This window comes from Nocardiopsis sp. FIRDI 009 (assembly GCF_003386285.1).
Taxonomy (GTDB): Bacteria; Actinomycetota; Actinomycetes; order Streptosporangiales; family Streptosporangiaceae; genus Nocardiopsis.
The window spans coordinates 87,243-100,895 of record NZ_QPNC01000018.1; the positions used below are offsets into that span (position 1 = coordinate 87,243).

12 protein-coding genes and 1 pseudogene are annotated in these 13,653 nt (G+C 72.7%); 10 read left to right on the forward strand and 3 right to left on the reverse strand.

Annotated elements, in window-relative coordinates:
- The first annotated feature begins 312 nt into the window (after nt 1–312).
- The 3 genes from DVR05_RS15690 to DVR05_RS15700 all read left to right on the forward strand — a co-directional run bounded on the left by DVR05_RS15690 (nt 313) and on the right by DVR05_RS15700 (nt 4,347).
- Complete coding sequence (locus DVR05_RS15690) at nt 313–2,094, forward strand: glycoside hydrolase family 6 protein (RefSeq protein WP_116246635.1); 1,782 nt, start codon at nt 313–315, stop codon at nt 2,092–2,094.
- Between the two features lie 124 nt (nt 2,095–2,218).
- Nucleotides 2,219–3,574 carry a cellulase family glycosylhydrolase gene (locus DVR05_RS15695; protein WP_116246636.1) on the forward strand — a complete coding sequence of 452 codons (1,356 nt, stop codon included), beginning with the start codon at nt 2,219–2,221 and terminating at the stop codon, nt 3,572–3,574.
- 104 nt (nt 3,575–3,678) lie between these two features.
- The gene (locus DVR05_RS15700) at nt 3,679–4,347 is read left to right on the forward strand and encodes a maleylpyruvate isomerase family mycothiol-dependent enzyme (protein ID WP_116246637.1); all 669 of its coding nucleotides are present in this window, start codon (nt 3,679–3,681) and stop codon (nt 4,345–4,347) included.
- 40 nt (nt 4,348–4,387) lie between these two features.
- On the opposite strand, the gene DVR05_RS15705 is transcribed toward DVR05_RS15700, so the two are convergent.
- Entirely contained in the window at nt 4,388–4,981 is a 594-nt protein-coding gene (locus DVR05_RS15705) for a flavin reductase family protein (RefSeq protein WP_116246638.1), read from the reverse strand.
- 112 nt (nt 4,982–5,093) lie between these two features.
- Between DVR05_RS15705 and DVR05_RS15710 the strand changes: the two genes are divergently transcribed.
- Nucleotides 5,094–5,399: a hypothetical protein gene (locus DVR05_RS15710; RefSeq protein WP_116246639.1), complete on the forward strand. Its 306-nt coding sequence runs from the start codon at nt 5,094–5,096 to the stop codon at nt 5,397–5,399.
- A 118-nt stretch (nt 5,400–5,517) separates the two neighbouring features.
- A complete protein-coding gene (locus DVR05_RS15715; RefSeq protein WP_116246640.1) occupies nt 5,518–6,480 on the forward strand; it encodes a threonine/serine dehydratase in 963 nt (320 codons plus the stop codon).
- Nucleotides 6,481–6,527: 47 nt separating this feature from the next.
- On the opposite strand, the gene DVR05_RS15720 is transcribed toward DVR05_RS15715, so the two are convergent.
- A complete protein-coding gene (locus DVR05_RS15720) occupies nt 6,528–6,719 on the reverse strand; it encodes a hypothetical protein (RefSeq protein WP_116246641.1) in 192 nt (63 codons plus the stop codon).
- A 208-nt stretch (nt 6,720–6,927) separates the two neighbouring features.
- On the opposite strand from DVR05_RS15720, the gene DVR05_RS15725 reads away from it, so the two are divergent.
- Nucleotides 6,928–8,133: a S8 family serine peptidase gene (locus DVR05_RS15725; RefSeq protein WP_116246642.1), complete on the forward strand. Its 1,206-nt coding sequence runs from the start codon at nt 6,928–6,930 to the stop codon at nt 8,131–8,133.
- A 68-nt stretch (nt 8,134–8,201) separates the two neighbouring features.
- Here DVR05_RS15725 and purB read toward each other — a convergent pair whose 3' ends face one another.
- Nucleotides 8,202–9,632, reverse strand: a complete 1,431-nt coding sequence (gene purB, locus DVR05_RS15730; protein WP_116246643.1) for an adenylosuccinate lyase — start codon at nt 9,630–9,632, stop codon at nt 8,202–8,204.
- A gap of 250 nt (nt 9,633–9,882) precedes the next feature.
- On the opposite strand from purB, the pseudogene DVR05_RS27440 reads away from it, so the two are divergent.
- The 4 genes and pseudogenes from DVR05_RS27440 to DVR05_RS15745 all read left to right on the forward strand — a co-directional run.
- Nucleotides 9,883–10,021: pseudogene (locus DVR05_RS27440) on the forward strand (DNA-binding response regulator); the annotation flags it as partial.
- A 165-nt stretch (nt 10,022–10,186) separates the two neighbouring features.
- Nucleotides 10,187–11,110, forward strand: a complete 924-nt coding sequence (locus DVR05_RS15735; protein ID WP_116246644.1) for an oxygenase MpaB family protein — start codon at nt 10,187–10,189, stop codon at nt 11,108–11,110.
- Between the two features lie 30 nt (nt 11,111–11,140).
- Nucleotides 11,141–11,698, forward strand: a complete 558-nt coding sequence (locus DVR05_RS15740) for a GNAT family N-acetyltransferase (protein WP_369974544.1) — start codon at nt 11,141–11,143, stop codon at nt 11,696–11,698.
- Between the two features lie 392 nt (nt 11,699–12,090).
- Entirely contained in the window at nt 12,091–13,581 is a 1,491-nt protein-coding gene (locus DVR05_RS15745) for an aminopeptidase P family protein (protein WP_116246645.1), read from the forward strand.
- The last annotated feature ends 72 nt before the right edge of the window (nt 13,582–13,653 follow it).

A 13,653-nucleotide genomic window follows, 5' to 3' on the forward strand; every position in this document is an offset into this window, starting at 1 on the left:
CATGGGAGCGCTCCCGAAGTGGTGTACGCCACGAAGATGGGTGGCGTGGGTCATGCGGGTTTCGTTCGGGTGATTCCGCCATCCCGGTATGGGAGCGCTCCCATACAGCCTTCCCCCACGACACGACCACAACGATCCCCCACGACACGGTGCCCGCCACGCCGATCACCGAGGTGGTCATGCTCCTTCCGCTTCCCCCCGACTCCGACCGCGCCGGCCGCGCACGCACACCGTGCCCGGCCCGCGGACCGCCCGCGCGCCTGCTCACGTGATCCCTGATGGACCGACCCCCCAACCATGAGGAAACAGCAGATGAGCATTTTCAGACGTGTGCCGGACCCGGGTCCGGCGGCACGACGCGGACTCGCCGCGATGACCGTCCTCCTCCTCGGCGGCGCACTGGCCGCCGTCACCCTTCCCACGACCGCCAGCGCCGCCACCCAGTGCGAGGTCGACTACCGGATCGACAACGACTGGGGTTCGGGTTTCACCGCGAGCGTGGAGATCACCAACCTCGGTGATCCCGTCGACGGATGGGACCTGGACTGGGACTTCCCCAGCGACCAGCAGATCACCAACATCTGGAACGCCACCCGGACCCAGTCCGGGCAGAGCGTGACCGCCAGCAACGTCGGCCACAACGGCTCCATCGCCACGGGGAGCAGTGTCTCCTTCGGGTTCCAGGGAACCTACGGCGACGACAACCCCGTTCCGTCCGAGTTCGCCCTCAACGGCACGGTGTGCCGGGGCGAGGTGGACCCGGATCCCACGGACGAACCGACCGACGAACCGACCGACGATCCCACCGACCCGGACCCGACCCCCGGTGAGCGCGTCGACAACCCCTACGTCGGCGCCGACGTCTACGTGAACCCGGTCTGGTCGGCCAACGCCGCGGCCGAGCCCGGCGGCGACGCCGTCGCCGACGAGCCCACCGGTGTGTGGCTCGACCGCATCGGCGCCATCGAGGGCAACGACAGCCCCACCACCGGCAGCTACGGCCTCCGCGACCACCTGGACGAGGCCCTGGCGCAGGCCGCCGGCGACCCCCTGGTCATCCAGCTCGTCATCTACAACCTGCCCGGCCGCGACTGCGCCGCCCTGGCCTCCAACGGGGAGTTGGGCCCCGACGAGATCGACCGCTACAAGCACGAGTACATCGACCCGATCGCCGACATCCTCGCCGACTACGAGGACACCGAACTGCGCGTCGTGACCACGGTCGAGATCGACTCCCTGCCGAACCTGGTCACCAACGTCGGTTCCCGGCCCACGGCCACCCCCGAGTGCGACGAGATGCTGGCCAACGGCAACTACGTCGAGGGTGTGGGGTACGCCCTGGCCACACTCGGCGACATCGACAACGTCTACAACTACGTGGACGCCGGACACCACGGCTGGATCGGCTGGGACAACAACTTCACCGCCTCGGCCGAGATCTTCTACGAGGCCGCCAACGCCGCCGGAGCCACCCCCGACGACGTGCACGGCTTCATCGCCAACACGGCCAACTACTCCGCCCTGGAGGAGCCCTACATCGACGTGGACGGGGTCATCGGCGGCGCGCTGGTCCGCCAGTCCGCCTGGGTGGACTGGAACCGCTACGTCGACGAACTCTCCTTCGCGCAGGCACTGCGCACGGAGCTGGTCGGCCTCGGGTTCGACGAGAACATCGGCATGCTCATCGACACCTCCCGCAACGGCTGGGGCGGCGACGAGCGTCCGACCGCGCCGAGCTCCTCCACCGACGTCGACACCTACGTGGACGAGAGCCGGATGGACCGGCGCATCCACGTCGGCAACTGGTGCAACCAGGCCGGCGCCGGCCTGGGGGAGCGTCCGCAGGCCGCTCCCGAGCCGGGGATCGACGCCTACGTCTGGATGAAGCCGCCGGGTGAGTCCGACGGCTCCAGCGAGGAGATCCCCAACGACGAGGGCAAGGGCTTCGACCGCATGTGCGACCCGACCTACGAGGGCAACCCGCGCAACGGCAACAGCATGAGCGGCGCCCTGCCCAACGCCCCGATCTCCGGCCACTGGTTCTCCGAGCAGTTCCAGGAGCTGCTGGCCAACGCCTACCCGCCCCTCGACTGACCGATTCCCCGTGCCGGGGTCCGCGCGGGCCCCGGCACACCCCGGCGACGGGGGTGGTCGGTACGACCGCCCCCGATGTCTCGACCCTGTTGGACAACGTTGTCTTCTCGTTGGAGGGAGATCCATGACAACGCCCAGACCCCCACAGCTCCTCGCCGTCCTCGGGGCGGTCCTCGCCCTCGTCGCGGCGCTCGTGGTCCACGCGCTGCCCGCCCAGGCCGACACGGGCTTCCGTGTCCAGGACGGCCGACTGGTGGACGCGGCCGGCAACGACTTCGTCATCCGCGGTGTCAGCCATCCCCACACCTGGTACTCCCAGGAGGTCGGCTCCCTCGCCGACATCAAGTCCCTCGGCGCCAACGCCGTCCGGGTCGTCCTCAGCAGCGGTGACCGGTGGACCGAGAACGACGTGGCCGACGTGGCCGACGTGGTCGCGCGCTGCAAGGCCAACCGGCTGATCTGCGTGCTGGAGGTCCACGACACCACCGGTTACGGCGAGGAGCAGGCCGCCGCCACCCTGGACCAGGCCGTCGACTACTGGCTGCGCGTCCGCGACGCCGTCGAGGGCGAGGAGGACTACGTCCTGGTCAACATCGGCAACGAGCCCTACGGCAACGACGAGGCGACCAACGCGCACTGGGCCAGCGACACCAGCCGTGCGATCAACCGCCTGCGCGACGCCGGGTTCGACCACACGCTGGTGGTCGACGCCCCCAACTGGGGCCAGGACTGGCGCGGGATCATGCGGCGGGAGGCACAGGGCGTCTTCGACTCCGACCCGCACGCCAACACCGTCTTCTCCGTCCACATGTACGGCGTCTACGAGCAGGAGTCGACCGTCGTCGACTACATGGAGTCCTTCGTCGAGGCCGGTCTGCCGCTGATCATCGGCGAGTTCGGCCACGACCACAGTGACGGCGACCCGGACGAGAACGCGATCATGCACCACGCCGAACGCTTGGGGCTGGGCTACGTCGGCTGGTCCTGGAGCGGTAACAGCGGCGGGGTCGAGTACCTGGACATGGTCGAGGACTTCGACGTCACCCGGCTGACCCCGTGGGGCGAGCGGATCTTCCACGGTCCCGACGGCATCGTCGAGACCGCCGAGGAGGCGCCGGTCTACGGGGGCGGCGAGCCCACCGACCCGCCCACGGACGAGCCCACCGACCCGCCGGCCGACGGCGACTGCACGGCCGAGTACGCGGTGCTCCACCAGTGGCAGGGCGGTTTCCAGGCCGAGGTCACCGTCACCGCCGGAACCGACCTGGACGGTTGGACCGTGGAGTGGACGCTCCCCGACGGCGAGGGCCTCGGGCAGGTCTGGAACGCCGACCTGTCCACCGACGGGTCCCGGGTGACCGCGGTCGACGTCGGATACAACGCCGTCCTGTCCGAGGGCGCAACCACCACCTTCGGCCTCATCGGAACCAGCCAGGGTCCCGCCGGGGTCCCCGAAACCACCTGTACCGCGGGTTCCTGACCCGTCCGGACCGGCCGTGCTCGCGCGGCCGGGCCGGTGCCGCCCCCGGCGGGTCTGCGGGGGCGGCACCGGAGTATCCGAACATCGTTCGGTAACGTGTGCGCATGGACTCAGCCAGCGTGTACACCAGCTGTCAGAACAGGCTTCTCGACCTGGCCGCCGAACTCACCGCCGACCAGATCGCCACCCCTGTCCCCGCGCTGCCCGCCTGGGACGTGCGCCAGACCTACGCCCACCTCGCGGGGATCAGCGTCGACATCGGACACAAGGGCCTGACCCCGCCCGCGGACGACGAGACGACCGCCCGCCAGGTGGCCGAACGCGCCGAGGACGACCTGCCCACGATCTGTGACGAGTGGCGCTCGGCCACCCCCGCCCTCCTGGAGGTCCTCGCCCGCCAGACCAGGGCGCGCTACGCCCTGCCCGTGCTCGACGTGTGGCACCACGAGAACGACCTGCGCGGCGCCCTGGGGACGACGCCCCAGACCGAGTACGCCGACCAGATCGCCGACTTCGTCCTGCGTGGCCTCGCCCGCGGCTGGGACGAGGCCCTTCCGGGGGTGCGGGTGGCGGCCACCGACACCGGCCAGGAGTGGCGTCTGGGCGGTGGCGACGACCTGGCGCTTCGGGCCAGCGCCTTCGAACTCGCACGGGCCGTGACCGGACGTCGCAGCATCGCGCAGATCACCGCCATGGACTGGTCCGGCGACCCGTCGGCCGTGGCCGCCCGTCTGCCCACCCTGCCCGCACCGGAGCGGGACCTGGAGCTGTGACCGGACGGCCGCCCCGGCGGCCCTCCCCGGCTCCGGCGGCTCAGCGGCGGTAGGGCAGGCGGTCGAGTTCGCTGACCTCGCCCAGCGTGGACCACTCGTTGCGGCCCAGGCGCGCCAGCGGTCGCAGCCGCGTGACCTCCGGGTGGCCGTCGACCAGGACCTCCTCGGCCACGGCGGCGTGCACGACGCGCCCGAGGACCACCGTCGAGTCGCCCAGAGGCACGGTCGAGTGCAGGACGCACTCCAGGGCCACGGGCGAGTCCGCCACGCGCGGCGGCCGCACCGCCTTGCTCTCCTCCCGGGTGAGGCCGACCGCGTCGAACTCGCTCACGTCGTGCGGGTAGGGGGTACCGGTCGCGTTCACCTGCTCCTGGAGTCGCGCCGGAGCGAGGTTGACCACGAACTCCCCGGTCGCCTCCGCGTTGCGCAGTGAGTCCTTGCGCCCCACCGACGTGAACTGCACGATCGCCGGATCCGTGCAGGCCACGGTGAAGAAGGAGTGCGGAGCCAGGTTGTCCACGCCCGACCCGGAGGTGGTCGAGACCCAGGCGATGGGCCGCGGCACCACCACGGCGGTCAACAACTGGTAGAAGGCCCGGCCGGGCAGGTCCTGGGGAGTCCATTCGGTACGCATCGGGTTTCGCAATCTACCGCATGCCGCGGGTGTCGGACGCCGGTTCGCGTGGTAGACGTGCACTCAGGACAACTACGGACAGTTGTCATATATTTACAGAAAGGAGCGGATCATGCGCCGAGCGTACTCCGTCGCCGGGGCCCTCGCCACCGCCGCCGCACTCGTCCTGAGCACCGCCGCGCCCGCCGCCGGGGCCAGGGGAGAGATCATCTTCGTCACGCTGGGCGGGGGGTCCGTGCACCACGCCAACCCCTCCGGCTGCGTCAGCGTTCCCGAGAAGGCGGCGGGGGTGGTCAACTCGACCGACGCGCGGATCAAGGTGATGAGCGGTTCGTGTCACTCGACCGACGGGCGTGTGGTGGAGGCGGGTGAGGACGGCGTGGTCTTCCCCTGGGAGAGGCGCGTGGTCGTGTTGTGACGCCGTTGCCGCGCCGGAGGCGTCGGTTGAGGGTGGTGGAGGGCGACGGAGTGGGGGGTGCCGCGCCGGAGGCGTCGGTTGAGGGTGGTGGAGGGCGACGGGCGGGCATAGTGACCCCATGCAGCTCGTCACAGCCGACGACGTCCGCGCCGCCGCCGCACGGGTGGAGGGCCGCGTCGTGCGCACGCCCCTGACAGCCGGTCCCGACGGGGGGCCGCCGTTCCTCGTCAAACCGGAGAGCCTCCAACCGACCGGCGCGTTCAAACTGCGCGGGGCCACCAACGCCGTCGCGCTCCTCGACCCCTCCCAGCGCGCCGCGGGGGTGGTGACCCACTCCTCCGGCAACCACGGCCTGGCGCTGGCCCACGCGGCTCGGGAGCAGGGGGTGGCGTGCACGGTGGTGGTCCCCGAGGGGGCGCCCGCGGTCAAGGTGGACCGCGTCCGCGCGTGCGGGGCCCGGGTGGTCACCGTGTCCCCGGAGCGGCGGTCGTCCACCGCTCGGGAGCTGGCGGACAAGGAGGGGCTGGCCCTGGTCCCGCCGTTCGACGACCGGCGTGTGATCGCCGGTCAGGGCACCGTGGGCCTGGAGATCCTGGAGCAGTCACCGGAGGTGACCACGATCGTGGTGCCGGTGGGCGGGGGAGGGTTGGCCTCAGGGGTGGCCACGGCGGCGATGACCGTGCGGCCCCGCCCGGTCCGGGTGGTGGGCGTGGAGCCGGAGTTGGCCGCCGACGCCGCCGAGAGTCTGCGGGTCGGGCGGCGCGTGGCCTGGGGGCCCGAGCTCACCCATCGGACCCTGGCCGACGGGGTGCGGGTGTGCCTGTCCGATCTGACCTTCGCGCATCTGATGGCGCGGCTGTCGGAGGTGGTGACGGTCACCGAGGACGAGATCGCCCGCGCGGTGGCCGCCCTCGCGTACGGGTCGCGCCTGGTGGCCGAGCCCAGCGGCGCCCTGGCCGTCGCCGCGGTCATGGCGGGCCGGGTGCCCACGGAGCCGGGGCGACCGGCTTCGACGGTCGCGGTGCTCTCGGGCGGCAACGTCGACCCGGACATCTTCGCCCGCCTGGTGTCCCCACGGTAGGCCGCCGCCCGGGGGTGACCCCGAAGGTCGGCGTGTCGGCTCGTTCGTCAGCGAGGGGCCGGGTGGCCGTTGTGCCGTGCCAGCTCGGTGGTCTCCTCTGCGCGACGGTCGGCCTCGGCGCGGTCCTCGCGTCGGCGCAACGCCATGTCGGAGATGATCGCCAGCCCGAGGAGCAGGACGAAGGCGGCGCCGATCAGCACGGACCACAGGGCGGTGCCGAAGGATGCGGGGTCGGTCATGGTGCCTCCGGGGGGTGGCTTGCCGTCCCCAGAAGAGTAATACCCGTTTACTTTCGAACCCACTGTTAGCAAGAGTGAACTGGGTCATAACGAGGGCATGGATCTGTGCCCCGAAAGCCACTGGCGTTACCGCGTGTCACGGGTGTACTCCGGTGGGCGGGCCCGGACACTGGTTCGGGTCGTCTCCTCCAACCCTCAGGAGAACTCCATGCGGCAGAAGTGCACCGTCCTGCGTGACACGGGAAGTCCGTCGACCACCGGCCCCTTCGACCTCGGCGGCCTCAGGCGTCCCTCAGCGCTCGCCGCGACCGCCGAGGCCGCCGGTGAGCCCGTCGTCGAGGTCCTGGAGATGGACAAGCACGACCTCGACGACGCCGCGCGCGATCCACGGGTCCGCGCGGTCGCCCCCGTCATGCCCACCCTCCTCATCGAACCCACCCCCCACGACACCGACGAGGCCACCACCGTCGACGACACCCGCACCTGGGGTGTGGCGGCCGTGGGTGCCGACACCTCCTCCGCGACCGGCGCCGGGGTGACGGTGGCCGTCCTGGACACCGGCATCGACGCCGAGCACCCGGCGTTCAGCGGCGTCGACCTGGTGCAGCGCGACTTCACCGGCTCGGGCGTCGGCGACCGCCAGGGCCACGGCACCCACGTGGCGGGCACGGTCTTCGGCCGCGACGTCGACGGCACCCGCATCGGCGTAGCCCGCGGGGTGGAACGCGGCCTCGTCGGCAAGGTCCTCGACGACCGGGGCCGGGGCGACTCCGAGATGCTGCTCCAGGGCATCCAGTGGGCCGTCGACCAGGGCGCCCACGTGGTCTCCATGTCCCTCGGCTACGACTTCCCCGGCCTGGTGTCCAACCTCGTCGACCAGGGGTGGCCCGCCGACCTGGCCACCTCCTCCGCGCTGGAGGCCTACCGCGCCAACCTGCGGATGTTCGACTCCCTGCTGGACCTGCTGCGGGCCCGCGCGGCGTTCGGGCAGGGGACCGTGGTGGTGGCCGCCGCGGGCAACGAGAGCCGCCGCGAGGTGCACCCCGACTACGAGATCGCCGTCTCCCTCCCGGCCGCCGCCGAGGGCGTGGTGTCGGTGGGCGCGCTCGGCCAGGGCGGCTCGGGACTGACCATCGCCCCCTTCTCCAACACGTTCCCTCAGATCAGCGCGCCGGGCGTCGGGGTCCTGTCGGCCCGGACGGGCAGCGGCCTGGTCGCGTTCAACGGCACGAGCATGGCCTGCCCGCACGTGGCCGGGGTGGCCGCGCTGTGGTGGGAGCGTGTGCTGTCCGAGTCCGCCCCGCACGCCGCCACGACCGTGACCTCCCGCCTGCTCGCCCACGCCGACACCGGAGCGATCGACTCGGGGGTGGCCGCCGCCGACCGCGGCGTGGGCATCGTCCGCGCGCCCTGAAGGGTCTCAAACACACGTCGGGGCCCGGCGGACGGTCTCCCCGTCCGCCGGGCCCCGACCGGACGTTCCTAGAGGATGGCGCCGGGGCGGTAGGCGGCCGCCTCGGGGTGCTCCTCGGTGATCTCGATGACGCGTTCCACGACCGCCGCGATCTGGTCCTCGGCCGCGCCGGTGAACGTGATCCGGCTGCCCAGCAGCGCGTCCAGCTCCGCCCGGTTCAGCGGGAACCGCTCGTCCTGGCCCAGCCGGTCCAGCAGGTGGTTGCCCGTGCCCTCCTGGCGCATCGCCAGCGCGGAGGCGACCGCGTGCTCCTTGATCAGCTCGTGCGCCGTCTCCCGGCCCACACCCGCGCGCACGGCCGCCATGAGCATCTTGGTCGTGGCCAGGAACGGCAGGTAGCGGTCGAGCTCGGCGGAGATCACCGCGGGGAAGGCGCCGAACTCGTCGAGCACCGTCAGCATGGTCTCCACCAGCCCGTCGAACGCGAAGAACGCGTCCGGCAGCGCCACCCGGCGCACGACCGAGCACGACACGTCGCCCTCGTTCCACTGGTCCCCGGCCAGCTCACCGGCCATCGACGCGTAGCCGCGCAGGATCACGGCCAGCCCGTTCACCCGCTCGCACGAGCGCGTGTTCATCTTGTGCGGCATCGCCGAGGAACCGACCTGGCCCTCCGCGAACCCCTCGGTCACCAGCTCGTGCCCGGCCATCAGACGCACGGTCTTGGCCAGCGACGAGGGTCCCGCCGCCAGCTGCACCAGCGCGGTGAGCACCTCGAAGTCCAGCGACCGCGGGTAGACCTGTCCGACGCTGGTCAGGCAGCGCTCGAACCCCAGGTGGGCGGCGACCTCCTCCTCCAGCGACTTCAGCGCGTCGCGGTCCCCGCCCAGCAGGTCCAGCATGTCCTGGGCGGTGCCGACCGGACCCTTGATCCCGCGCAGCGGGTAGCGGGCGATCAGCTCCTCCAGCCGCCCGTGGGCGACCAGCACCTCGTCGGCGATCGACGCGAACCGCTTGCCGAGCGTGGTGGCCTGGGCGGCGACGTTGTGCGACCGGCCCGCCATCACCGTGCCGCCGTACCGGGCCGCCAGGTCGCCGAGCCGCGCCAGCAGCGCCACCACGCGGTCGCGCACCAGCAGCAGGCTGTCGCGCACCTGGAGCTGCTCGACGTTCTCTGTCAGGTCGCGCGAGGTCATGCCCTTGTGGACGTGCTCGTGGCCCGCCAGGGCGTTGAACTCCTCGATCCGCGCCTTCACGTCGTGCCGGGTGACGCGCTCACGCTCGGCGATGGAGGCCAGGTCCACCTGGTCGAGGACCTTCTCGTAGTCCGCCACGACACCGTCGGGCACGTCGACGCCCAGGCGCGCCTGCGCCCGCAGGACGGCCAGCCACAGCCGCCGTTCGGCGACCACCTTGTACTCGGGGGACCACAGCCGGGCCAGCTCCGGGGACGCGTACCGGGCGGCCAGGACATCGGGGATCAGAGGTTTCGCGCTCACGTCGTCCCACCCTACAGTCCTGAACTGCGAAGTCCGTGCCCGGACGGGGGTTGGCGGGTAGGGCCGGGCCTCCCCCGGACACGGTGGCGGGACCGATGCCACCCGGCCCGTCCGGCTCCCGGCGTCGGGGCCGTGACGACGTCCCACACGCCTTTGAGGACCCTGTCCCGGGCCGCGGCCCGCCCGCGCTTCCTCCTGCCAGTCCGGCCCCGGCGGGCGCCACTCCACTCCGCCGGGATCCTCGCCCGGGGGGCACACGGCGATCGCCCGCGAACCCACCGTCAGCGACGCGGCCGTGGGCAAGCACGTCGGCACCATCCCCGCCGAGCTCGACCTGCCTTCCGGACGAGGGGGCGCACCGCCGGGTCCGCACGGTCCTGGCCCACCTCGGGGCCGCGGCGACCGAGACGGTCCGTACGGGCTCCCCTGAACCGGCCTGCCCAGGATCGTCGGGCGCTTCGGGCACCCGCCCGAGCCACGGACGGACCCGGACGTATCGTGGGAACCGAGTCCGCCACGCGGTGCGAACCCCCGCGGCCCCTGGAGGAGACCGGATGCAGCCGACCGTCGCCGCCCCGGAGAGCGTCACCTGGAAGATCCACCTGGACCGCTCCATGTGGGTGGCGGGCGTACGCGCGCTCATGCTCCAGGCCCTGCACCCGCTGGCGATGCAGGGCGTGTGGCAGCGCTCCGACTTCCGCGTCGACCCCACCGGGCGCCTGCTGCGCACCGCCCACTTCGTCGCGATCACCACCTACGGCAGCCCCGAGGAGGCCGAGGAGCTCGGCGCGCGCATCCGCCGTGTGCACCGCGCCCTGAGCTTCGCCGACCCCGACACCGGCCGCACCCACCGCGTCGACCAGCACGACCTGCTCGTGTGGGTGCACTGCGCCGAGGTCTCCTCGTACCTGGAGACCACCTACCGGGCGGGGGTGCCGCTGACCTCCGAGGAGATGGACCGCTACGTCGACGAGCGGGCGCGCGCCGCCGTCTACGTCGGACTGGAACCGGACGACGTGCCGCGCGACGTGGCCGAGCTGCGCGGCTACCTCGCCGCTGTCCGGCCACGGCTGCGCGTCACCCCCGAGGCCCGCCAGGCGGTGCGGTTCCTGCTGTGGCCCACGGTCCCCGACCGCCTGTCCTGGCTGGCCCCGCTCAAACCCCTGTGGTTCCCCGTGGGCGCGCTCGCCTACGCCACCCTGCCCGCGTGGGCGCGGCGGGCCTACGGTGTCCTGCCCGAGGCGCCCGGGGCGCGGCCGACGGCCACCGCCGCGCTGCGCGCCCTGCGCGGGGGCCTCAACCGGGTCCCGGAGCGCTACTACAACCTCATCTTCGACGAGGCCACCGTGCGCAGCGCCGACGCCGCCCGGGAACGCCTCCTGGCCGCCGGGTACCGGGTCGGGAACGGCCTCCAGGCCCTGCGGGCACGTACCCTCTTCACGTCGCCGCCGGTTCCGGAGCCCCGCGCCCCGGTCTGACCGGCACCCGGGTACGTGAGGAGGACCAAGGTGACACACGCCCAGGGCACCGGTGTCGAGGCGGGGGCCGCGACGGCGCCGGACGCGTCGAAGGACGGCGTTCGGATCACGCGGGTCCACCACGACGACCCGCGCGTGGCGGGGCTGCTCGCCGGGCTCCTGGAGGAGTACACCGAGCGCTACGGGGCGGACAACGCCGCCCGGGAGCTGGAGCGCTACCCGGTCACGGAGTTCACGGCTCCGCACGGCCGCCTGGTCCTGGCCGAACTCGACGGCGGGATCGTGGCCGGGGGAGCGGTGCGCCCCTACCGGCAGGAGCGCGCGACCCAGCCCGAGACCGCCGAGTTCAAGCGCGTGTGGACCTCGCACCGGCACCGCCGCCGAGGGCTGGCCCGACGGGTCATGACCGCCCTGGAGGAGGCCGCGCGCGACCTCGGCTACACCCGCGTGGTGCTGTTCACCGGTCCCTCCCAGCCCGAGGCGCTCGCCCTGTACGACCGGCTCGGCTACCGCCGCCTGGGCCGGGACGAGGTCGAGGAGTTCCCGTACCCCGAGGCGATCGGCTTCACCCGCGATCTGACCGGCTGACCGGGCGGGTCACGGCTGCTCCGGCGGCGTCCTGCCGGCCGGAGCGCCTCGCCCGGGCGGGCCCCGCCTCCGCCGCTGGCGGACTCCCCGGGGGCGACCCCCACGACCACGGTCAGCGTGTACCCGTCCTCCGGGGCGCTCTCGGCCGCCCCTGGTCAGTGGCCGCGTGATCCGGGCGTTACGTGCTATGCCCGGGAGAAGCGTGTGAGCGGCCTGGGAACCGCCTGGGGCAGCGGATACGACCCCGTGCGCCCTCGGGAGCGCCCGGGGACCGACGTTATGGGGGCCGCTATGTCCGTGGAGCGGTCGGGCGGGCGGCGCCGCCGTACGATGGGTCACACGGGCCGCCACAAGCGGCCGAGAACCCCGCGACCGACGAGGAGAGCCACGACGTGAGCGACCAGCAGCGTTCCGGAGCCGAGCAGGACGGCTTCGTGTTCACCCCACGCAAGAACGGCCAGGCGCAGTCGGTCTCCGACGAGCTCGCCGCGTGGATGCGCACGGGCTGGGCCGACACGGAGCGCCGCGACCTGGAGCCCGTCGCGCAGGCCGAGCACACCGCCCGCCGCCGCGCCGCGCTCAGCGCCGCCTTCCCCGGTGAGCGCCTGGTCGTGCCCGCCGGCCAGCTCCTCACCCGGTCCAACGACACCGAGTACCCCTTCCGCGCGGCGACCGACTACGCGTACCTGACCGGCGACACCTCCGACGGCGGCTGCCTGGTGCTGACCCCGCGCGCGGACGGCGGCCACGACGCGGTGCTCTACCTCAAGCCGCGCTCCAACCGCGACAACGGCGAGTTCTGGCTCGGCGGGTACGGCGAGCTGTGGACCGGCCGCCGCAACAGCCTGAGCGAGGCCGCCGACCTGCTGGGCGTGGCCACCGCCGACGTGCGCACCCTGCCCGACGCCCTGCGCGCCGACGCCGTGACCACCCGGATCGTGCGCGGCCACGACGCCGACCTGGACGCGATCGTGGACGAGCTGCGCGCCGACGCCGACGACGAGGCCCGCGCCAAGTCCGCCAAGCTCGACGAGGACCTGGGCGTGACGCTGGCCGACCACCGCCTGGTCAAGGACGAGTGGGAGATCGCCCAGCTCCAGCTGGCCGTGGACGCCACCGTGCGCGGCTTCAACGACGTCGTCACGGCGCTGCCGCAGGCCAAGGACACCTCCGAGCGCTACGTCGAGGGCACGTTCTTCCTGCGCGCCCGCGTGGAGGGCAACGACGTCGGTTACGGCACCATCGCGGCCTCCGGCCCCAACGCCACCACCCTGCACTGGACCCGCAACGACGGCCCCGTCCGCGACGGTGACCTGCTGCTGCTGGACGCCGGCGTGGAGACCACCACCCTGTACACGGCCGACGTCACCCGCACCATGCCGGTGTCGGGCACGTTCACCGACCTCCAGCGCAAGGTGTACGACCTGGTGTACGCCGCCCAGGAGGCCGGGATCGCCGCGGTGGCGCCGGGGCGCCCGTTCACCGACTTCCACAACGCCGCCCAGCGGGTGCTGGCCGAGGGACTGATCGAGTGGGGTCTGCTGGAGGGGCCGGTCGACCGCGTCCTGGAACTGGGCCTCCAGCGCCGGTACACCCTGCACGGCACCGGCCACATGCTCGGCCTGGACGTGCACGACTGCGCGGTCTCCCGCCAGGAGGTCCACCTGTACGGCGACCTGAAACCGGGCATGGTGCTGACCGTCGAACCGGGCCTGTACTTCCAGCCCGACGACCTCACCGTGCCGGAGGAGTACCGGGGCATCGGCGTGCGGATCGAGGACGACGTCCTGGTCACCGAGGACGGCCGCCGTGTGATGTCGGAGGGCCTGCCGCGCACGTCGGCCGACGTCGAGGCGTGGCTGGCCGAGCGCATGCCGCGCTAGGCGGTGTTCTTCGGGCCCCCGCCGCGCTTCGGACCGGCTTCGGGCGCCCGAACGGCGCCTCCGCGGTGACCG

Excerpts from the sequence above, each read along its gene's own strand:
- DVR05_RS15690 (WP_116246635.1), top strand. The coding sequence starts at position 313 with ATGAGCATTTTCAGACGTGTGCCGGACCCGGGTCCGGCGGCACGACGC.
- DVR05_RS15695 (WP_116246636.1), top strand. The coding sequence starts at position 2,219 with ATGACAACGCCCAGACCCCCACAGCTCCTCGCCGTCCTCGGGGCGGTC.
- DVR05_RS15700 (WP_116246637.1), top strand. The coding sequence starts at position 3,679 with ATGGACTCAGCCAGCGTGTACACCAGCTGTCAGAACAGGCTTCTCGAC.
- DVR05_RS15705 (WP_116246638.1), bottom strand. The coding sequence starts at position 4,981 with ATGCGTACCGAATGGACTCCCCAGGACCTGCCCGGCCGGGCCTTCTAC.
- DVR05_RS15710 (WP_116246639.1), top strand. The coding sequence starts at position 5,094 with ATGCGCCGAGCGTACTCCGTCGCCGGGGCCCTCGCCACCGCCGCCGCA.
- DVR05_RS15715 (WP_116246640.1), top strand. The coding sequence starts at position 5,518 with ATGCAGCTCGTCACAGCCGACGACGTCCGCGCCGCCGCCGCACGGGTG.
- DVR05_RS15720 (WP_116246641.1), bottom strand. The coding sequence starts at position 6,719 with ATGACCGACCCCGCATCCTTCGGCACCGCCCTGTGGTCCGTGCTGATC.
- DVR05_RS15725 (WP_116246642.1), top strand. The coding sequence starts at position 6,928 with ATGCGGCAGAAGTGCACCGTCCTGCGTGACACGGGAAGTCCGTCGACC.
- DVR05_RS15735 (WP_116246644.1), top strand. The coding sequence starts at position 10,187 with ATGCAGCCGACCGTCGCCGCCCCGGAGAGCGTCACCTGGAAGATCCAC.